Here is a 19,432-nt window from a genome sequence, read left to right as displayed (position 1 = left end):
TACACCATCAATGTGCGGTGCCGCCGGGTATACGTCCGACGGTTGCCGATTTGGCTTCAACCTCTAATCGACTTTCAGCGACATGGAAAACACGCAAGAGAACCCGGCTACCCAATCGGCCGAAGACATCGGTAGCGAAAAGCAGGCGGCGCAAGGCGCCGCGCCCGCCGCCGAAGCCGCCGACGCGGCGCTCGCGGAGGCTCAAGCCAAGGTCGCCGAGCTCCAGGAGAGCTTCCTGCGGGCGAAGGCCGAGACCGAGAACGTGCGCCGCCGCGCGCAGGATGACGTGTCGAAGGCGCACAAGTTCGCGATCGAGAGCTTCGCGGAACACCTGCTGCCCGTGCTGGACAGCCTGGAAGCGGCCGTCAGCGATACCTCCGGCGATATCGCGAAGGTGCGCGAAGGCGTCGAGCTGACGCTGCGCCAGTTGACGAGCGCACTCGAGAAGGGCCGTGTCGTCGCGATCAACCCGGTCGGCGAGAAGTTCGATCCGCACCAGCACCAGGCCATTTCGATGGTGCCGGCCGAGCAGGAGCCGAACACCGTCGTCACGGTGCTGCAAAAGGGCTACATGATCGCCGATCGCGTGCTGCGTCCGGCGCTCGTCACCGTCGCCCAGCCGAAGTAAGGCGGCCGACATGGTGCCCGCCGGCGTCGATCCGGCCGCGTTCGACGCATTCGACATGCAGGCGCTCGACGCCGGCACGTTCGACGCGGCCATCGACGGCGCGGGCGATGCGCTGGCCGTGGTGTTCTTCTGGGGCGTCGACTGCTTCAACTGCGAGATCGCGAAGAAGGCGATGCTCGCGCAGCCCGGCGCCATCCGCGCGCTGGGCCTGAAGTGGTTCCATTGCAACGTGTACGAGCACCATCAGCTGGGGCGCCGCTTCGGGCTGCACGGCGTGCCGACGTGGTTCTTCTTCCACCGCGGCAAGCAGCTGGGCCGCGCGACCGGCTGGCATGGCCTCGCGCAGTTCCAGGCAGCCGTCGCGGCGGCACGCGCGAAGATGGCCGCGGCGGGTGCGCCGTCCGGCGAAAGCACCGGTGGCCGGCACGATCCGCTAGCCGGCGGCGATTGAAAAAATTTAATATCCGCATCGCTCGTCGGGTCTTGAAAACGGATCGGACGGACGCATTTCGGGAACAGAGTTGAATTCTGGCGTGCGAAACCGCCGAAAAACGCGGTGTTTCGTACAGCAAACAAGCATTTCTGGAGATTAGGAAAAAATGGGAAAGATCATCGGTATTGACCTCGGCACCACGAACTCGTGCGTCGCCATCATGGAAGGCAACCAGGTCAAGGTCATCGAGAACTCGGAAGGCGCGCGCACCACGCCGTCGATCATCGCCTACATGGACGACAACGAAGTCCTCGTCGGCGCGCCGGCCAAGCGCCAGTCGGTGACCAACCCGAAGAACACGCTGTTCGCCGTGAAGCGCCTGATCGGCCGCCGCTTCGAAGAGAAGGAAGTCCAGAAGGACATCGGCCTGATGCCGTACTCGATCATCAAGGCCGACAACGGCGATGCATGGGTCGAAGCGCACGGCGAAAAGCTCGCGCCGCCGCAGGTGTCGGCCGAAGTGCTGCGCAAGATGAAGAAGACGGCGGAAGACTACCTCGGCGAGCCGGTCACGGAAGCCGTGATCACGGTGCCGGCGTACTTCAACGACAGCCAGCGCCAGGCGACCAAGGACGCCGGCCGCATCGCGGGCCTCGAAGTCAAGCGGATCATCAACGAGCCGACGGCAGCCGCGCTCGCGTTCGGCCTCGACAAGGCCGAGAAGGGCGACCGCAAGATCGCCGTGTACGACCTCGGCGGCGGCACGTTCGACGTGTCGATCATCGAGATCGCGGACGTCGACGGTGAAATGCAGTTCGAAGTGCTGTCGACCAACGGCGACACGTTCCTCGGCGGCGAAGACTTCGACCAGCGCATCATCGATTACATCATCGGCGAGTTCAAGAAGGAGCAGGGCGTCGACCTGTCGAAGGACGTGCTCGCGCTGCAGCGCCTGAAGGAAGCCGCCGAAAAGGCGAAGATCGAGCTGTCGTCGAGCCAGCAGACCGAAATCAACCTGCCGTACATCACGGCGGACGCGTCGGGCCCGAAGCACTTGAACCTGAAGATCACCCGCGCGAAGCTGGAAGCGCTGGTGGAAGACCTCGTCGAGCGCACGATCGAACCGTGCCGCATCGCGATCAAGGACGCAGGCGTCAAGGTGTCGGACATCGACGACGTGATCCTGGTCGGCGGGCAGACGCGCATGCCGAAGGTCATGGAGAAGGTGAAGGAGTTCTTCGGCAAGGATCCGCGCCGCGACGTGAACCCGGACGAAGCCGTCGCGGTTGGCGCGGCGATCCAGGGCCAGGTCCTGTCGGGCGACCGCAAGGACGTGCTGCTGCTCGACGTGACCCCGCTGTCGCTCGGTATCGAGACGCTCGGCGGCGTGATGACGAAGATGATCAGCAAGAACACGACGATCCCGACGAAGCACGCCCAGGTGTACTCGACGGCCGACGACAACCAGAGCGCCGTGACGATCAAGGTGTTCCAGGGCGAACGCGAAATGGCGGCGGGCAACAAGCTGCTCGGCGAGTTCAACCTCGAAGGCATCCCGCCGGCACCGCGCGGCGTGCCGCAGATCGAAGTGACCTTCGACATCGACGCGAACGGCATCCTGCACGTCGGCGCGAAGGACAAGGCGACCGGCAAGGAAAACAAGATCACGATCAAGGCGAACTCGGGCCTGTCCGAGGCTGAAATCGACCAGATGATCAAGGACGCGGAAGCGAACGCAGCGGAAGACCACAAGCTGCGTGAGCTGGCCGATTCGCGCAACCAGGGCGACGCGCTGGTCCACAGCACGAAGAAGGCGCTGACCGAGTACGGCGACAAGCTGGACGCGGGCGAGAAGGAAGCGATCGAAGCGGCGCTGAAGTCGCTCGAGGACGTGCTGAAGGACACGTCGGCCGACAAGGCTGCGATCGACGCGAAGGTCGAGGAGCTCGGCAAGGTGTCGCAGAAGCTCGGCGAGAAGATGTACGCCGACATGCAGGCCCAGCAGGCGGGTGCGGCCGGCGCGGCCGGTGCGGCGGAAGGCGCGGCCCATGCGGGTGGTGCGCAACAGGCTGCCGACGACGTCGTCGACGCCGAGTTCAAGGAAGTGAAGAAGGACTGAGCCGGGTTGCCATGGCACCGTACGCCGCGCGCGAAACGCGCGCGGCGCGGCTGACAAGCGGTCTGTCTTTCCTTCCGGATGGCCGGATCGACTCCACGCCTGGCGGGCCTTGCGGCCCTCCGGGCACATTTGTTTTTTGGCGGGTGCTGCGTGAGCCGTCCGCGGACGGTGCAGCGCCAGACGAGTCGAGAGACTTTACTGCGGGCGAAAGGAGCCGCCGCGTGCGCGAAGCGTGGCGGCACAGTGAATCGATATGGCGAAACGGGATTACTACGAGGTTCTGGGCGTCGCGAAGAACGCGAGCGACGACGAAATCAAGAAGGCATATCGCAAGCTTGCGATGAAGTATCACCCTGACCGCAATCCGGACAGCAAGGATGCGGAAGAGCATTTCAAGGAGGCGAAGGAAGCCTATGAAATGCTGTCGGATGGCCAGAAGCGGGCCGCGTACGACCAGTACGGCCACGCGGGCGTCGATCCGAACATGGGCGGTGCGGGCGCGCAGGGCTTCGGCGGCTTCGCCGATGCATTCGGCGACATCTTCGGCGACATCTTCGGCCAGGCCGCGGGCGGTGCCGCGCGCGGCGGCCGCGGCGGCCCGCAGGTGTATCGCGGCGCCGACCTGCGCTACAGCATGGAAATCACGCTCGAGCAGGCCGCGCACGGCTACGACACGCAGATCCGCGTGCCGAGCTGGGTGTCGTGCGAAGTCTGCCACGGGTCGGGGGCGAAGCCCGGCACGAAGCCGGAAACCTGCCCGACCTGTCACGGCCAGGGCACGGTGCGCATGTCGCAGGGCTTCTTCAGCATCCAGCAGACCTGCCCGAAGTGCCATGGCACGGGCACCTATATCCCGGAACCGTGCGCGCATTGCCACGGGTCGGGCAAGGTGAAGGAAACCAAGACGCTCGAAGTGAAGATCCCGGCCGGGATCGACGACGGGATGCGGATTCGCTCGGCCGGCAACGGCGAGCCGGGCATCAACGGCGGGCCGCCGGGCGACCTGTACGTCGAGATCCACATCAAGCCGCACGCGGTGTTCGAGCGCGACGGCGACGATCTCCACTGCCAGATGCCGATTCCGTTCACGACCGCCGCACTCGGCGGCGAGATCGAGGTGCCGACGCTGGCCGGCCGGGCGTCGTTCCCGGTGCCGGAAGGCACGCAGTCGGGCAAGACGTTCCGCCTGCGCGGCAAGGGCATCAAGGGGCTGCGTTCGAGCATTGCGGGCGATCTGTACGTGCACGTGCAGGTCGAGACACCGGTGAAGCTGACCGATCACCAGCGCGACCTGCTCAAGCAGTTCGAGAAATCGCTGGCTGAGGGCGGCGCGCGTCACAGCCCGCAGAGCAAGAGCTGGTTCGACCGGGTGAAGAGCTTCTTCGAGTAACGGCATGACTGAAGGCAACGAGAGCGCGTCGTTCGCGCTCTTGGACGATTGCGACTCGACCGCGTCCGCGCGGTCGAGTCGTTTGTATTCGGGCTTCGTGCGCGAACGCGTGTGCACGGACCCGGCGCAGCTCGACGCCATCGACGCGGCGCTCGCGCAGGATCTGCGCGACGGGCTGCATGCGGTCGTCGTCGGCGATTACGAATTCGGACGCAACCTGCAACGGGCGCAGCCGGGCCATGCCCCGCTGCGCTTTTTGCTGTATACGCGCTGCGAGCGGCTGTCGCGCGACGACGTCGACGCGTGGCTCGCGCAGCAGGACGGCGGCGCCGCGCCGTCGATCGCGGGCGTCGCGCATGTCGCGAAGAGCGTGTCGCGCGATGCGTTCGACGCGGCGATCGCCACGGTGCACGACGCGCTGCGCGCGGGCGATTCGTATCAGGTCAACTACACGTACCGGCTGAATTTCGACGTGTTCGGCACGCCGCTCGCGCTGTACCGGCGGCTGCGCGCGCGGCAGCCGGTGCGTTACGGCGCGCTGATCGCGCGGCCCGACGGTGCGTGGGTCGTGTCGTGCTCGCCGGAGCTGTTCGTCGAGAAGCATGGCGACGTGCTGCGCGCGCGGCCGATGAAGGGCACCGCGCCGCGCTCGGCCGACCCACGTGAAGACGCGGCGGCGGCCGCGTTCCTCGCGAGTGACCCGAAGAACCGCGCGGAAAACGTGATGATCGTCGACCTGCTGCGCAACGACGTGTCGCGGATTGCGCGCACGGGCAGCGTCAAGGTGCCGGCGTTGTTCTCCGTCGAGCCGTATGCATCGGTGTGGCAGATGACGTCGACGGTCGAGGCCGGCTGGCGCGACGGCACGACGTTCGCGCAGATGCTGCGCGCGCTGTTTCCTTGCGGGTCGATCACGGGCGCGCCGAAGTACAAGACGATGCAATTGATCGATGCGATCGAGTCGACGCCGCGCGGGCTGTATACCGGTGCGATCGGCTGGCTCGACGCGCCGAAGGACGAGGCCGCGTCGGCAGGCGCTGCGGCCGGGTGCGGCGATTTCTGCCTGTCGGTCGCGATCCGGACGCTGACGCTCGATGCGGTCGCAGCCGATCCCGCCGCGACGAGCGCCACGCGCGACGCGGCAACGGCCGCCGCCGGCCGGCGGCGCGGCACGATGGGTGTCGGCGCGGGCATCGTGCTCGACAGCGTCGCGGCCGATGAATACGCGGAGTGCGAATTGAAAGCGCGATTCCTGACGGACGCCGACCCCGGCTTCCAGCTGTTCGAAACGACGGCCGCGACGCGGGCGGACGGAATCCGCCATCTCGATCGCCATCTCGCGCGGCTGCAACGCAGCGCGGATGCGTTCGGCTTCCGTTTCGATGCCGACGCGTTGCGTCGCGAGATCGATGCGCGCTGCGCGGCGCTCGACGGCGACGGCGCGTACCGGATGAAGCTCGCGCTGGCGAAGGAAGGCACGATCGAGATCGTCGCGGCGCCGCTCAAGCCGCTGCCGGCGGGGCCGGTCGGCGTGCTGCTGGCCTGCGCGCACGGCTTCGCGCCGACCCTCGCGAGCGATGCGCTGCTGCTGCACAAGACCACGCGCCGTGCCGAATACGACCGCGCGTGGCAGGCGGCGGAGGCGCTCGGCGGGTTCGACATGCTGTTCGTCAACGAGCGCGGCGAGGTGACGGAAGGCGGGCGCTCGAACCTGTTCGTGAAGCTCGACGGCCAGTGGGTGACGCCGCCGTTGACGAGCGGCGTGCTGCCGGGCGTGATGCGCGGCGTGCTGCTCGACGATCGCGCGTTCGGCGCCGTGGAGCGGGTCGTCATGCGCGACGATCTGGCGCGCGCGCAGGCGTTGCTGTTGACCAACGCACTGCGCGGGGCGCTCGACGCGGTGCTGAAGTGACGGGGTGGCGGCTCGGGTAGCTTGCCCGAGCCGCGGCCGCCGAGCATCGGCCACGCGGCTTCCGGAAAAAAGTGCGGCGCCCTTTACGGGCGCCGCGCTTTTTTATCGGCAGGGCACCGGCGAACGAGCCGCCGGGTACGCGTCAGAACGAGTGTTCCGGGCCCGGGAACGACTGGTCCTTCACCGCGCTCACGTAGGCTTCGACGGCCGCCTGAATGCTCGGCTGTCCTTGCATGAAGTCCTTCACGAAACGCGGCCGCTTGCCGGGGAACACGCCGAGCATGTCGTGCAGCACGAGCACCTGCCCCGAGCAGTCGACGCCCGCGCCGATGCCGATCGTCGGAATCTTCAGCATGTGCGTGACTTCGGATGCGACGAGCGTCGGCACGGCTTCGAGCACGACGAGTTGCGCACCGGCTTCCTCGACCGCGCGCGCATCGCGCAGCAGTTGCGCGGCGCCCGCTTCGGTCTTGCCCTGGACCTTGAAGCCGCCGAACGCATGCACCGACTGCGGCGTGAGGCCGAGGTGCGCGCACACGGGTACCGAGCGTTCGACGAGGAAGCGGATCGTATCGGCGAGCCATTCGCCGCCCTCGAGCTTGACCATCTGCGCGCCCGCGCGCATCAGCTTGACGGAATTCGCGAACGCGTCGGCCGGCGTCCCGTACGTGCCGAACGGCAGATCGGCGACGACGAGCGCACGCGGCTGCGCACGTGCGACACAGGCAGTGTGATAAGCGATGTCGTCGAGCGACACGGGCAGCGTGGTCGTATGGCCCTGCAGTACGTTGCCGAGCGAATCGCCGATCAGCAGCACGTCGGTGCCGGCGCGATCGAGCAGCGCCGAAAAGCTCGCGTCGTAGCACGTGAGCATCGCGATCTTCTCGCCGGCGTCGCGCATTGCCTGCAGCTTGGGTACCGTCACGGCAGGCCGGCTCGATTCCTGGAGATAGGTCATGGGAAATCCGGGTCGATGGGGGAGGAACGACGGGCGGGACGCGTCAACGCGCCGTCTCGCCCTTGACGAAGAATTCCTTGCGGCCGCGCATCGTCTCGATGCGCTCGACCAGCAGGGCGAGATCCTCGGGGGAATCCAGCGGGTTCAGGTGTTCGGCTGCGACCGTCAGCACCGGCGTGCGGTCGTAGTGGTAGAAGAATTCGTTGTACGCATCGACGAGCGAGCGCAGGTACGCGTCGCTGATCTGCAGCTCCATCGGCGTCCCGCGCTTCTGGATGCGCGAGAACAGCACTTCGGGGCTGGCCTGCAGGTAGACGACGAGATCGGGCGACGGCGCCTGCGGCACGTCGACGTGCGCGGCGACCGAGCGATACAGCTGCCATTCGTCTTCCGGCAGGTTCAGCCGCGCGAAGATGTCGTTCTTCTGCGGCATGAAATCGGCGATCACGGGCCGGCCCGTGTCGAGCGCGCCGATCAGCTCGCGCGCCTGCTGCGCGCGCTGCAGCGCGAACGACAGCTGGACGGGCAGCGCGTAGCGTGCGGTGTCGCGATAGAAGCGTTCGAGGAACGGGTTGTCCTGCGGGCGTTCGAGCAGCGTCTGCATCGACCAGCGCTCGGCGAGCAGGCGCGCGAGCGTCGTCTTGCCGACGCCGATCGGGCCTTCGATCACGAGATAGCGGTGCGGGGCGCGCAGGTCGGGCGCGGTGACGGTCAGCGGAGTCGAGTTCATCGGCAGCGGGTCTTGTCGGCGTCTTCGCCGGCAGCGAGCGCCTTTTGCATCAGGCACTGGCAGGTTTGCACCTTTTCGACGCGCTGATCCGCGACCGCGGCGAGAAAGGCGTCGGCACGGCCGCGCGCGGGGATGTCGAGCGCCGGCTCGATTTCGACGAGGGGCACGAGCGCGAATGCGCGGTCGGTGAGGCGCGGGTGCGGGACGATCAGGTCGGGTTCGTCGATCGAATCGGCGCCGAACAGCAGGATGTCGAGGTCGAGCGTGCGCGGCGCATTGCGATACGGGCGCTCGCGGCCGAAGTGATGTTCGATCTTCTGGCAGAGCGCGAGCAGCTCGCGGGCCGACAGCGTCGTGTCGAGCTTGACGACGCAGTTGTAGTAGTCGTCGCCGCCGGCTTCGAACGGCGCCGTGCGATACAGGCTCGACTTGCCGAGGATCGAGATGGTGCGCTGCTGCGCGAGGCACACCACCGCGTCCTTCAGGGTCTGGCGCGCATCGCCGAGATTCGCCCCCAATCCGATATATGCAACCGTCATGGCATCACTTCCTACGTCGTTCGCCGGCGCATGCGTCAGTCGTCGGAACCGCTCGCGGTATCCGGCGCCTGCGCGGCGGCGCCTTCACCCGGATTGCGGTTTCGCGCACCGCCGCGGCGGCGCCGCTTGCGGGGCGATTTTTCCTTCGAGCCGCCCTGCGTGAGCAATGCCTCGCGAGCGGCCGCGTCGCCTTCGATGAAATCCGTCCACCACTGTCCGACTTCCGCATCGAGCTCGCCGGATTCGCAGCGTAACAGGAGGAAATCATACCCCGCTCTAAACCTTTGGTGTTCCAGCAGCCGCATCGCGCTGCGGCCCGAGCGCTTCTCGAGGCGCAACTGCAGGCCCCAGATCTCGCGCATGTCGGCCGAGTAACGCTTGTGGATCGCGAGTTTCTCGGTCTGCATGTCGAGCACGTCGTCCATCGCGCGATGGAGCGCCGGCACCGGGATTTCGCCTGCGGCCGTGTACTGCTCGAAGCGCTGGCGCATGTCGTGCCACAGCAGCGTCGCGAACAGGAAGCCCGGCGACACCGGCTTGCCGGCGCGCACCCGCGCGTCGGTGTTGTTCAGCGCGAGCGTGATGAACTTCTCGCCCTGCGGCTGTTCGAGCACGACGTCGAGCAGCGGCAGCAGCCCGTGATGCAGGCCTTCCTTGCGCAGCCGCTGCAGGCACGCGAGCGCGTGCCCCGACAGCAGCAGCTTCAGCATTTCGTCGAACAGGCGCGCGGCCGGCACGTTGTTGATCAGGTCGGCGAGCGCGTGGATCGGCTCGCGCGTATGCGGCTCGATCTCGAAACCGAGCTTCGCCGCGAAGCGCACGACGCGCAGCATCCGCACCGGATCCTCGCGGAAGCGGGTGGCGGGGTCGCCGATCATCCGCAACAGGCGGGCGCGTACGTCGGCCATCCCGTCGTGATAGTCGAGCACCGTCTGCGTCGACGGGTCGTAGTACATCGCGTTGATCGTGAAGTCGCGGCGCGCGGCGTCCTCGTGCTGCTCGCCCCACACGTTGTCGCGCAGCACGCGGCCGCTCGCATCGACCGCGTGCGTGCGGCGATCGAGTTCGTCGCGCTTCAGGCGCTTCGGCGGCTCGGCCGCGGCCGCCTCGGGCGGCGCGTCGACCAGCGCGCGGAACGTCGATACCTCGATCAGTTCCTGGCCGAACTGCACGTGGACGATCTGGAAGCGGCGGCCGATCAGGCGCGCGCGGCGGAACAGGCGCTGCACCTCGGTCGGCGTCGCGTCGGTCGCGACGTCGAAGTCCTTCGGCGCGATGCCGAGCAGCAGGTCGCGCACCGCGCCGCCGACGATGAACGCGCGAAAGCCCGCCTGCTGCAGCGTGTCGGTCACGCGCACCGCGTTCCTCGAGATCAGCGCCGGGTTGATGCCGTGCACGCTGGCCGGCACGACGGTCGGCTCATGGTTGCTGCGCGATTGCTTCGCACCGCCGCGGGCGCCCTTCGGCGCGCGCGGGGCAGCAGGGGCCGCTTTGTCGGCCGGGGCCGCGGCGGGGGGCGTTTGCTCGGTTTCGTCCTGCCCGAGCAACTTGCGAATGAATTTTTTGATCACGACGTTCAGAAGAGATCCAGGATGCGCCAGCCGCGGTTGCTTGCGTGCGCACGCAGCGTGTCGTCGGGGTTGGTCGCGATCGGGTCGGTGACTTTCTCGAGCAACGGAATGTCGTTGTGCGAGTCGCTGTAGAAATAGCTGTGTTCGAAGTCGTCCCAGTGTTTGCCGAGCGACGCGAGCCACGCTTCGGTGCGCACGATCTTGCCTTCGCGATAGCTCGGCGTACCGGTCGGCCGGCCCGTGTACGGCGAATCGGGATGCCCGTCGGTCGTTTCGACCTCGCACGCGATCAGCGTGTCGACGCCGAACGCGGTCGCGATCGGGCGCGTGATGAATTCGTTGGTGGCCGTCACGACGCAGCACAGGTCGCCGGCGTCGACGTGCTTGCGCACGAGTTCGAGCGCGCCGGGCGTCATCGCGGGGCGGATCACCTCGTGCATGTACTGCTCGTGCCATTCGGCCAGCTGCGCGCGCGAATACTTCGCGAGCGGCGTGAGCATCGCGCACAGGTACGCGTGGATGTCGAGCTTGCCGGCCTTGTAGTCAGCGAAGAACTGATCGTTCTGACGCGAGAAGCTTTCCGCGTCGACGATGCCGAGCTTCACCATGAAGCGACCCCATTCGTGGTCGCTATCGGTCGGGATCAGCGTGTGATCGAGGTCAAAGAGTGCCAGATTAGTCATGGAAGCGCATTTTACTCGAAGCGGTTCGGGCCCGTGCCCGGTGGTGCGATGTCGTCGCCGGGACGTGCGAGCATCCGGCGCAGCAGCGGCAGCGTGACCGCGCGTTTCTGCTCGAGCGAGAAGCGGTCGAGCGCGTCGAGCAATGCCATCAGGCTCGGCATGTCGCGGCGGAAATGGGTCAGCAGGTACGCGGCGATGTCGTCGGTGAGCGCGATTCCGCGCTCCTTCGCCGCGAGCTTGAGCACGGCGATCTTGCCGGCGTCGGACGGCGGCGACAGGTGGAACACGAGCCCCCAGCCGAGCCGCGTGCGCAGATCCTCGCGCACGTCGAGCGCGAGCGGCGCCGCCGGGCCCGCCGCGACGAACGCGCTCGACGGGTGCGCGCGCACTTCGTTGAACAGGTTGAACAGCGCGACCTGCTGCGTGTCGCTCATCCGGTCGCAGTCGTCGATCGCGTAGATGCCGATGCGCGGGTCGAACGTGAACGCGCCGAGCGGGCTCTGCGGCGTCAGGTAGCGCGCGTAGCCGTACGACGCGTCGCTCACGAGCGCCTGCAGCAGGTGGGTGCGGCCGCTGCCCGGTTCGCCCCAGATATAGAACGACCGATCCGGCACGGGGCCGGCCGCGAGCGCGAGATCGAGCTTCTGCAGGCGCGTGACGAGCTCGTCGTTCTCGTCGCTCATGATGAAGTTGTCGAACGTGGCGGGCGGCGGCGTGCCGAGATCGAGCGTCAGTTGACGGGACACAGCAGTCACAATGCGGGTCGGTTGAAAAAACGCGTGCCGTACGCCGGGCACGCGCGAGGGAAGGCGCCCCGGCTGGCTTCACGCGCGACCGTACGCACGGCGCGGCGCGGCTTTCGGCGCGCTTCGCCCGGCGATGAAAACGGGGACGTGTTGACCAAGATGCGATCCCTGACGATTCGGTGCTGGGAATTCCGGCCAACGGGCCGGCTTCGGGTAAAATCGCATTTTACCGACCTTCTCGCATTCCCCCATGAATCCTCCGAAATCCGCTCCCGACGCTCAGGGTCTGTCCTACCGCGACGCAGGCGTCGACATCGACGCAGGCGACGCGCTCATCGACAAGATCAAGCCTTTTGCGAAGAAAACCTTGCGCGACGGCGTGCTCGGCGGCATCGGCGGGTTCGGCGCGCTGTTCGAAGTGCCGAAGAAGTACAAGGAGCCCGTGCTCGTCTCGGGCACCGACGGCGTGGGCACCAAGCTCAAGCTGGCCTTTCATCTGAACAAACACGACACCGTCGGCCAGGATCTCGTCGCGATGAGCGTGAACGACATCCTCGTGCAGGGCGCCGAGCCGCTGTTCTTCCTCGACTACTTCGCGTGCGGCAAGCTCGACGTCGACACGGCCGCGACCGTCGTCAAGGGCATCGCGCAGGGCTGCGAACTGTCGGGCTGCGCGCTGATCGGCGGCGAAACCGCCGAAATGCCGGGCATGTACCCGGACGGCGAATACGACCTGGCCGGCTTCGCGGTCGGCGCGGTCGAGAAGAGCAAGATCATCGACGGCAGCACGATCGCCGAAGGCGACGTGGTGCTCGGCCTCGCATCGAGCGGCATCCACTCGAACGGCTTCTCGCTCGTGCGCAAGATCATCGAGCGCGCGAATCCCGATCTGTCGGCGGATTTCCACGGCCGCTCGCTGGCCGACGCGCTGATGGCCCCGACGCGCATCTACGTGAAGCCGCTGCTCGCGCTGATGCAGAAGCTGACGGTGAAGGGCATGGCGCACATCACGGGCGGCGGCCTCGTCGAGAACATCCCGCGCGTGCTGCGCGAAGGCCTCACCGCCGAGCTCGACCAGCAGGCATGGCCGCTGCCGCCGCTGTTCAAGTGGCTGCAGGAGCACGGCGGCGTCGCCGACGCGGAAATGCACCGCGTGTTCAACTGCGGGATCGGCATGGCCGTGATCGTCTCGGCGGCCGACGCCGACGCAGCGATCGCCGACCTGACCGCCGCCGGCGAACAGGTGTGGAAGATCGGCACCGTGCGTGCGACCCGCGAAGGCGAGGCGCAGACGGTCGTGGTCTGAAGCACGGCAGCAGCGCAGAATGCAGTATGGAAAGCCGCCCGGCATCGCTCCGGGCGGTTTTTTTTCGGGCGCCGCGTGCGTACGGACGCGCGCCGATGAAGGAGGGGCGACGATGACCGAAGATGAACGCGCGATCCGCGAGCTCGTGGAAACCTGGTTCGTGTCGAGCCGGCGCGGCGATCTGGCGATCGTGCTCGACCTGATCGCCGACGACGCGATCTTCATGGTGGCCGGCAAGCCGCCGTTCGACAAGGCGGCGTTCGCGGCCGCGTCGCGCGACGCGAACGCCGGCGCGGACCACCCGCCGAAGATCGACGGCCGCTACCGGATCGACGAGCTGCGTGTGATCGGCGACTGGGCATACATGCGCAATTTCATCGAGATCGACGCGACGCCGCCGGGCGGCGAGACGATCCGCCGGTCGGGCCACACGCTGACGATCTTCCGCAAGGCCGACGGCCGCTGGCAGCTCGTGCGCGACGCGAATCTCGTCACGCTCGCGAGCTGAGCGCGACGGCGCACGCTCGCGCTTACGCTTACGCGGATGCCCGCGGCGCATTCGCCGGGCGCGCGCCGGCCAGCAACGGCGGCACGAGCAGGTACAGCAGCGCGGCCGCAGCCCACACGAACCCCGGCCAGGTCGCGCGCGTCGCCGCGTAGGTCGCGGTGACGACCAGCGGCCCCGCGACACCGATCAGGCTCGCCACGCTCGCCAGCGTGCCCTGCAGTTCGCCCTGGCGCGCATCGTCGACCTGCCGGGCGAGCATCGCCTGCAACGCGGGCAGCGTCATGCCGCCGGCCGCGAACAGCGGCAGCAGCGCAAACGGCACCCAGGCGGCGGTGGCGCACGCGATGATCGCCAGCCCGAGCGCGTCGCCTGCCAGGCCCAGTGCGAGCGCGCGCCGCTCGCCGAGCCGCGCGATCAACGGCCCGATCGCGAACGCTTGCGCGAGCGCGTGGCATGCGCCGTAACCGGCGAGCGACAGCCCGGCGACCGGCGTCGACCAGCCGAAATGTTCCTGGCCGTACAGAATCCACAGCGTCGCGGGCACCTGCGACACGAGCGCCACGATCACGTAGATGCCGACCAGCGGCGCGAGCGCGGGCGCGCCGCTCAGCCGGCGCAGGCTCGCGAACGGGTTCAGCGCGCCGACCGTCCGGCCTTCCCGGGCAGGCCGCGATTCCGGCAGCACGCGCCACACGAGCACGAGGTTCAGCGCATTGAGCAACGCGGCCGCGACGAACGGCGCACGCAGGTGCAGCACGCCGAGCAGCCCGCCGATCAGCGGGCCGGCGATGAAGCCGATGCCCATCATCGCGCCGAGCTGGCCGAAGCGCCGGGCGCGATCCGGTTCGGCCGTCACGTCGGTCACGGACGCGGTCGCGACCGCGACGTTCGCGCCGGTGATGCCAGCGATCAGCCGCCCGACGTAAAGCCACGCGAGCGTCGGCGCGAGCGCCATCAGCAGATAGTCGAGCGCGGCGCCCGCGAGCGATGCGAGCAGCACCGGGCGGCGGCCGAAACGGTCGCTCAGCGCGCCGAGCAGCGGCGCACACAGGAACTGCGCGAACGCGTACAGCGCGAGCAGGATTCCGTAGTGGGTGTCGGTGCTGCCCGCGCCGGCGAGCGAGCGCAGCAGCCCGGGGAGGATCGGCATCACGATCCCGACGCCGATCGCGTCGAGCAGGACCGTAGCCAGGATGGCAATCAGGGACGGGTTCAAGAGGATTACTCTATCGATGATAGAGTGAGGAGTATTTCACAGTTTCCCTATCGGTGATAGAGATGAAGGACATGGGAGCGCGGCTGACGCGCGACACGGTATTGCGCGCGGCGCTCGAATTGCTGGATGAGGTGGGAATCGACGGACTGTCGACGCGACGGCTCGCCGAGCGGCTCGGCGTGCAATCGCCGACGCTGTACTGGCATTTCAGGAACAAGGCCGAGCTGCTCGACGCAATGGCCGAGGCGATCATGCTGGAGCGCCACGGTGCGTCGCTGCCGGAGCCGGGCGACGTATGGGATGCATGGCTCGCGGAGAATGCGCGCAGTTTTCGCCGAGCGCTGCTGGCCTATCGCGACGGCGCACGCCTGCATGCCGGCACGCGGCCGCGCGCCCTGCATTTCAGCTCGATCGAACGCAAGGTCGCGCTGCTCGGCGACGCGGGGTTCACGCCGGACGAAGCGGTCGACGTGATGGTCGCGATCGGCCGCTTCGTGGTCGGATGGGTGCTGGAAGAGCAGGCGGCGCCGGACGGCGACGCCGATGCGCCGCTGCCGGACGCGGCCGAGTACCCGCGGCTCGCGCAAGGCTGGGCCGCGCTGCGGGCGCGCAGCGGCGACGAAGCGTTCGAACGCGGCATCGCGTGGATCGTCGACGGCGCCCGCGCGCGCCTGGCGGCGCGGCGGGCGGACTGACCGCGTCAGCCCGGCGAGCGGCCGTCGAGGACGCGCTCGAGTGCGTCGAGCGCGCGGGCCGTCGAATCCGGCGCGACGCAGTCGACCACGATCCGCTCCGGCATCGCGCGCAGCCACGTGATCTGGCGCTTGCACAGCTGGCGTGTCGCGAAGATGCCCTTGTCGCGCATCGTCCGGTAGTCGGTGACGCCGTCGAGGAATTCCCACGCCTGCCGGTAGCCGACGCAGCGCATCGACGGCAGGTCGGGATGGAGATCGTCGCGGCGCCGCAGCCGTTCGACTTCGTCGATGAAGCCCGCGTCGAGCATCGCGTCGAAGCGCTGCGCGATCCGTGCGTGCAGCACCGCGCGATCCGACGGCTCGAGCGCGACCGGCACGAAGCGGTATGCGGCGGCCGCATCGTCCGTGCGGCGCGGCGCGGCGAGCAGCACCGACATCGGCTGCCCGCTCAGCATGAAGATTTCCAGCGCACGCTGGATCCGCTGCGAATCGTTCGGCGCGAGCCGCGCGGCCGTGTCGGGGTCGACCTGCGCGAGCCGTGCGTGCAGCGCGGGCCAGCCGTCGCGCGCGGCGTCGGCATCGAGTGCGGCGCGGATCTCCGCGTCGGCGCCCGGCAGGTCGTTGAGCCCTTGCGTCAGCGCCTTGTAGTACAGCATCGTGCCGCCCGCGAGCAACGGCGTGCGGCCGCGCGCGACGATCTCGCCGATCAGGCGCAGCGTGTCCGCGCGGAATTCCGCGGCCGAATACGCGTCGGCCGGGTCGATGATGTCGATCAGGTGATGCGGCACGCTCGCGCGCTCGTCGTGCGACGGTTTCGCGGTGCCGATATCCATGTCGCGGTAGACGAGCGCCGAATCGACGCTGACGATCTCGATCGGGCGGCGCGCGGCGAGCGCCAGCGCCGCGGCCGTCTTGCCGGAAGCGGTGGGGCCGAGCAGGCAGGCGATCGTCGTCGGGCGGGACTGCGAAGAAGCGCTCATTGCCCGCGCATGAAGAGACGGTCGAGATCGTTCAGCGTGAGCTGATACCAGGTCGGCCGGCCGTGATTGCACTGATCCGCGCGCTCGGTCGCCTCCATCTGGCGCAGCAGCGCGTTCATCTCGTCGAGCGTCAGGCGCCGGTTCGCCCGTACCGCGTGATGGCACGCGAGCGTGCCGAGCAGTTCGTGCTGGCGCTCGGTGAGCACGCGCGAGCCGCCGAACGCGTGCAGGTCGGCGAGTACCGCGCGCGCGAGCGACTGCAGGTCGGCATCCTTCAGCAGCGCCGGCACCGCGCGGATCGCGAGCGTCGTCGGCGACAGCACCGCGAGGTCGAAGCCGAGCGATTCGAGCGTGTCGCGCTCTTCCTCGACCGTGCCGATCTCGACCGGCGTGGCCGTCATCGAGATCGGCAGCAGCAGCGACTGCACGGCGACCGAGCGATCCGCGAGCGCGTTCTTGAATTGCTCGTACAGGATCCGCTCGTGCGCCGCGTGCATGTCGACGATCACGAGACCGTACGCGTTCTGCGCGAGCACGTAGATCCCGTGGATCTGGCCGAGCGCGAAACCGAGCGGCTGCTCGTCGTGCGCGAGCGGCGACGCGGTGAAGCCCGGCAGCGGCGCGGCCGGGGCGTCGGCAGCATCGCGCGCCACGAGCGTCGTGCCGTCCGGCGTGCCGGCACCGCTGTCCTTGCGGCCGAACAGCGCGTCGTAGAGCGCGAGCGGCTGCGCGACGGGCAGCGTGCCCTGCGTCATCCGCGCCTGGCGCATCCACGTGTTACCCGCCGACGACGAGGACGACGGCGCCGAGAATCCGCTGCCGCCGCTGCCGCCAGTCGCGCCGCCCGGGCTCTGGCCGAGCGGCGTATCGAGGAACGATGCCGGCCCACGCGGCGCGGGTTCGATATGCGCGGCATGGCCGCCCGCGGTGGTTTCCGGCGATGCGCCCGCATGGCGGGCAAGCGCACGCTGCACCGCATGGAACACATACTGGTGGATCGAGCGAGAATCGCGGAACCGCACTTCGATCTTCGACGGATGCACGTTCACGTCGACGGCTTCGGGCGGCAGGTCGAGGAACAGCACGTACGACGGGTAGCGGTCGCCGTGCAGCACGTCCTCGTAGGCTGCCCGCACCGCGTGCGTCAGCAGCTTGTCGCGCACGAAGCGGCCGTTCACGAAGAAATACTGCTGGTCGGCGCGCCCGCGGCTCGCGGTCGGCAGGCCGGCGCAGCCGTAGACGGCGAGCGGGCCGGCCTGCTCGTCGAGCGGCAGGTGCGCCGTCGCGAAGCTTTCGCCGAGAATCTTCGCGACGCGCTGCGCGGGCTCGGTCGCATTCCAGTGCTCGACGGCCTTGCCGTTGTGCAGCACCGAGATCGCGACGTCCGGCCGTGCGAGCGCCGCGCGGCGGATCATTTCCAGGCAGTGGCCGAATTCCGTCTGCTCGCTCTTCAGGAACTTGCGCCGCGCGGGCGTGTTGAAATACAGCTCGCGCACCTCGATCGTCGTGCCGATCGAGCCGGCGGCGGGCGACAGCACGCCCGTCTGCGCGTCGATCTTCGTCGCGTGCGCGGCATCGGCCGTCCGGCTCGTGATCGACATCTCGGCCACCGACGCGATCGACGCGAGCGCTTCGCCGCGAAAGCCCAGCGTCGCGACCGCTTCGAGCTCCTCGAGCGAGCGGATCTTGCTGGTCGCGTGGCGCATCAGCGCGAGCGCCAGTTCGTCGGGCGGGATCCCGCAGCCGTCGTCGGTGATCGAGATGCGCTTGACGCCGCCTTCTTCCAGCACGATGCGCAGCGTCGTCGCGCCGGCGTCCATCGCGTTCTCGAGCAGTTCCTTGACGACCGACGCCGGGCGTTCGACGACCTCGCCGGCGGCGATCTGGCTGATCAGCTGGTCGGGCAGGGGCTGGATCGCGCGCAGCGGGCGCGCGGCGGGGGCGGGCGCGGCGCCCGCGGCCGTTTCGGTGATATCGGACATGGCCGAATTATAGCGAGGCGGCGAACGCGTGCCGGGGCGGCCGGCCGTTACGTTTTTTCACGGAGCCTTAAGGTAGTTTCGGTATCATCACCCAGTTGCGCGCGCCGCCTTGGCTGGCGGGCGCCTCGGCCATCCCTGGCCTGTTCCGGCCGTTCCGGCCCCATCGCCTTCGAGGAATCGCATTTGGATACGCTGCTGCATTTCGTCAACCTTGTCCTGCATATCGACGCTTTCCTCGGCGATTTCATCCGGCAGTACGGCGCGTGGGTCTATCTCGTCCTGTTTCTGATCGTGTTCTGCGAGACGGGGCTCGTCGTGTTCCCGTTCCTGCCCGGCGATTCGCTGCTGTTCATCGGCGGCGCGTTCGCGGCGACGGGCGAAATGAACGTCGGCCTGCTGATCGTGCTGCTGCTCGTCGCGGCGATTTCCGGCAACACCGTGAACTACCTGATCGGCCGCTGGATCGGCCCGAAGGTGTTCAATACGCATATTCCGGTGCTCGAGCGATTCCTCGATCGCGCCGCGCTGCAGAAGACCCACTCGTTCTACGACAAGCACGGCGGCAAGACGATCGTGCTCGCCCGCTTCATTCCGGTCGTGCGCACGTTCGCGCCGTTCGTCGCGGGCGCGTCGTCGATGAGCGCCGCGCGCTTCCAGTTGTTCAACGTGATCGGCGCGCTGGTGTGGGTGCTGCTGCTCGTGCTGCTCGGCTATTTCTTCGGCAACATCCCGTTCATTCGCCAGTACCTGAACGTGATCGTGCTGGTCGGGATTGGCGCGGCGATCGTGCCGGTCGCGCTCGGCGCGGTGTGGAAGCTCGTGCGCGGGAAGCAGTCGGATAACGTGCCGAAGGCGGGTGGGCGCTGAACGCGGGTTCGTTCCTCTTCGGGGAAATGAAAAAGCGTGCGATGAACTGACCCCGCAAAGTTGGACGGTTAAACACTAGGCGCCCAAGGGCTTGTGAACCGCTTGGATTTCTTGGACAGTGCCGAGCGTTAGTGTTCGGTCTTTCATGAGCCTTCGGCCGTAGGCCGAA

18 protein-coding genes are annotated in these 19,432 nt (G+C 68.0%); 9 read left to right on the top strand and 9 right to left on the bottom strand.

The window, feature by feature from the left end:
• Positions 1–82: 82 nt before the first annotated feature.
• The 5 genes from grpE to WT97_RS29795 all read left to right on the top strand — a co-directional run bounded on the left by grpE (position 83) and on the right by WT97_RS29795 (position 6,482).
• Complete coding sequence (grpE, locus tag WT97_RS29815) at positions 83–628, top strand: nucleotide exchange factor GrpE (RefSeq protein WP_034206475.1); 546 nt, start codon at positions 83–85, stop codon at positions 626–628.
• A 10-nt stretch (positions 629–638) separates the two neighbouring features.
• Positions 639–1,079: a thioredoxin family protein gene (locus WT97_RS29810; protein WP_060354932.1), complete on the top strand. Its 441-nt coding sequence runs from the start codon at positions 639–641 to the stop codon at positions 1,077–1,079.
• 148 nt (positions 1,080–1,227) lie between these two features.
• Positions 1,228–3,180 carry a molecular chaperone DnaK gene (dnaK, locus tag WT97_RS29805; RefSeq protein WP_059501040.1) on the top strand — a complete coding sequence of 651 codons (1,953 nt, stop codon included), beginning with the start codon at positions 1,228–1,230 and terminating at the stop codon, positions 3,178–3,180.
• A gap of 253 nt (positions 3,181–3,433) precedes the next feature.
• The gene (gene dnaJ / locus WT97_RS29800) at positions 3,434–4,570 is read left to right on the top strand and encodes a molecular chaperone DnaJ (protein ID WP_034206478.1); all 1,137 of its coding nucleotides are present in this window, start codon (positions 3,434–3,436) and stop codon (positions 4,568–4,570) included.
• Between the two features lie 4 nt (positions 4,571–4,574).
• Positions 4,575–6,482, top strand: a complete 1,908-nt coding sequence (locus WT97_RS29795) for a chorismate-binding protein (protein ID WP_060354931.1) — start codon at positions 4,575–4,577, stop codon at positions 6,480–6,482.
• 142 nt (positions 6,483–6,624) lie between these two features.
• Here WT97_RS29795 and panB read toward each other — a convergent pair whose 3' ends face one another.
• The 6 genes from panB to hda are packed head-to-tail and all read right to left on the bottom strand — an operon-like array spanning position 6,625 to position 11,709.
• Entirely contained in the window at positions 6,625–7,440 is an 816-nt protein-coding gene (gene panB, locus WT97_RS29790; RefSeq protein ID WP_059501042.1) for a 3-methyl-2-oxobutanoate hydroxymethyltransferase, read from the bottom strand.
• 43 nt (positions 7,441–7,483) lie between these two features.
• The gene (locus WT97_RS29785; RefSeq protein ID WP_059501043.1) at positions 7,484–8,170 is read right to left on the bottom strand and encodes a deoxynucleoside kinase; all 687 of its coding nucleotides are present in this window, start codon (positions 8,168–8,170) and stop codon (positions 7,484–7,486) included.
• Positions 8,167–8,709, bottom strand: coding sequence for a 2-amino-4-hydroxy-6-hydroxymethyldihydropteridine diphosphokinase (gene folK / locus WT97_RS29780; RefSeq protein WP_006476832.1), 543 nt, complete (start codon positions 8,707–8,709; stop codon positions 8,167–8,169). Before folK ends, WT97_RS29785 begins: the two co-directional genes overlap by 4 nt.
• 35 nt (positions 8,710–8,744) lie before the next feature.
• The gene (pcnB, locus tag WT97_RS29775) at positions 8,745–10,280 is read right to left on the bottom strand and encodes a polynucleotide adenylyltransferase PcnB (RefSeq protein ID WP_060354930.1); all 1,536 of its coding nucleotides are present in this window, start codon (positions 10,278–10,280) and stop codon (positions 8,745–8,747) included.
• Between the two features lie 5 nt (positions 10,281–10,285).
• Entirely contained in the window at positions 10,286–10,963 is a 678-nt protein-coding gene (locus WT97_RS29770) for an HAD family phosphatase (RefSeq protein WP_060354929.1), read from the bottom strand.
• Positions 10,964–10,974: 11 nt separating this feature from the next.
• Positions 10,975–11,709 carry a DnaA regulatory inactivator Hda gene (gene hda / locus WT97_RS29765; RefSeq protein WP_034206485.1) on the bottom strand — a complete coding sequence of 245 codons (735 nt, stop codon included), beginning with the start codon at positions 11,707–11,709 and terminating at the stop codon, positions 10,975–10,977.
• Between the two features lie 250 nt (positions 11,710–11,959).
• Here hda and purM point away from each other — a divergent pair, with 250 nt between their 5' ends.
• Entirely contained in the window at positions 11,960–13,015 is a 1,056-nt protein-coding gene (gene purM / locus WT97_RS29760) for a phosphoribosylformylglycinamidine cyclo-ligase (protein ID WP_059501045.1), read from the top strand.
• 112 nt (positions 13,016–13,127) lie between these two features.
• Positions 13,128–13,523 (top strand): SgcJ/EcaC family oxidoreductase, encoded by a 396-nt coding sequence (locus WT97_RS29755; protein WP_060354966.1) that lies wholly within the window; start codon positions 13,128–13,130, stop codon positions 13,521–13,523.
• 28 nt (positions 13,524–13,551) lie between these two features.
• Here the strand turns inward: WT97_RS29755 and tet are convergent, their stop codons facing one another.
• Entirely contained in the window at positions 13,552–14,739 is a 1,188-nt protein-coding gene (gene tet, locus WT97_RS29750; RefSeq protein ID WP_082751510.1) for a Tet(A)/Tet(B)/Tet(C) family tetracycline efflux MFS transporter, read from the bottom strand.
• Positions 14,740–14,801: 62 nt separating this feature from the next.
• Between tet and tetR the strand changes: the two genes are divergently transcribed.
• A complete protein-coding gene (gene tetR, locus WT97_RS29745) occupies positions 14,802–15,434 on the top strand; it encodes a tetracycline resistance transcriptional repressor TetR (RefSeq protein WP_060354928.1) in 633 nt (210 codons plus the stop codon).
• Between the two features lie 5 nt (positions 15,435–15,439).
• On the opposite strand, the gene miaA is transcribed toward tetR, so the two are convergent.
• Positions 15,440–16,414 (bottom strand): tRNA (adenosine(37)-N6)-dimethylallyltransferase MiaA, encoded by a 975-nt coding sequence (miaA, locus tag WT97_RS29740; RefSeq protein WP_060354927.1) that lies wholly within the window; start codon positions 16,412–16,414, stop codon positions 15,440–15,442.
• The gene (gene mutL / locus WT97_RS29735; protein WP_060354926.1) at positions 16,411–18,396 is read right to left on the bottom strand and encodes a DNA mismatch repair endonuclease MutL; all 1,986 of its coding nucleotides are present in this window, start codon (positions 18,394–18,396) and stop codon (positions 16,411–16,413) included. The genes miaA and mutL overlap by 4 nt, the downstream gene beginning before the upstream one ends.
• A 183-nt stretch (positions 18,397–18,579) precedes the next feature.
• Between mutL and WT97_RS29730 the strand changes: the two genes are divergently transcribed.
• Positions 18,580–19,263 (top strand): DedA family protein, encoded by a 684-nt coding sequence (locus WT97_RS29730; protein WP_059501050.1) that lies wholly within the window; start codon positions 18,580–18,582, stop codon positions 19,261–19,263.
• Positions 19,264–19,432 lie beyond the last annotated feature (169 nt).

This window comes from Burkholderia sp. MSMB1459WGS, from assembly GCF_001534535.1.
In the GTDB taxonomy this organism is placed as follows: Bacteria; Pseudomonadota; Gammaproteobacteria; order Burkholderiales; family Burkholderiaceae; genus Burkholderia.
This window is presented reverse-complemented; position numbering and strand designations above follow the sequence as displayed.

Excerpts from the sequence above, each read along its gene's own strand:
- folK (WP_006476832.1), bottom strand. The coding sequence starts at position 8,709 with ATGACGGTTGCATATATCGGATTGGGGGCGAATCTCGGCGATGCGCGC.
- WT97_RS29755 (WP_060354966.1), top strand. The coding sequence starts at position 13,128 with ATGACCGAAGATGAACGCGCGATCCGCGAGCTCGTGGAAACCTGGTTC.
- dnaK (WP_059501040.1), top strand. The coding sequence starts at position 1,228 with ATGGGAAAGATCATCGGTATTGACCTCGGCACCACGAACTCGTGCGTC.
- panB (WP_059501042.1), bottom strand. The coding sequence starts at position 7,440 with ATGACCTATCTCCAGGAATCGAGCCGGCCTGCCGTGACGGTACCCAAG.
- miaA (WP_060354927.1), bottom strand. The coding sequence starts at position 16,414 with ATGAGCGCTTCTTCGCAGTCCCGCCCGACGACGATCGCCTGCCTGCTC.
- mutL (WP_060354926.1), bottom strand. The coding sequence starts at position 18,396 with ATGTCCGATATCACCGAAACGGCCGCGGGCGCCGCGCCCGCCCCCGCC.
- WT97_RS29770 (WP_060354929.1), bottom strand. The coding sequence starts at position 10,963 with ATGACTAATCTGGCACTCTTTGACCTCGATCACACGCTGATCCCGACC.
- purM (WP_059501045.1), top strand. The coding sequence starts at position 11,960 with ATGAATCCTCCGAAATCCGCTCCCGACGCTCAGGGTCTGTCCTACCGC.
- WT97_RS29795 (WP_060354931.1), top strand. The coding sequence starts at position 4,575 with ATGACTGAAGGCAACGAGAGCGCGTCGTTCGCGCTCTTGGACGATTGC.
- grpE (WP_034206475.1), top strand. The coding sequence starts at position 83 with ATGGAAAACACGCAAGAGAACCCGGCTACCCAATCGGCCGAAGACATC.
- WT97_RS29785 (WP_059501043.1), bottom strand. The coding sequence starts at position 8,170 with ATGAACTCGACTCCGCTGACCGTCACCGCGCCCGACCTGCGCGCCCCG.
- tetR (WP_060354928.1), top strand. The coding sequence starts at position 14,802 with ATGAAGGACATGGGAGCGCGGCTGACGCGCGACACGGTATTGCGCGCG.
- WT97_RS29810 (WP_060354932.1), top strand. The coding sequence starts at position 639 with ATGGTGCCCGCCGGCGTCGATCCGGCCGCGTTCGACGCATTCGACATG.
- dnaJ (WP_034206478.1), top strand. The coding sequence starts at position 3,434 with ATGGCGAAACGGGATTACTACGAGGTTCTGGGCGTCGCGAAGAACGCG.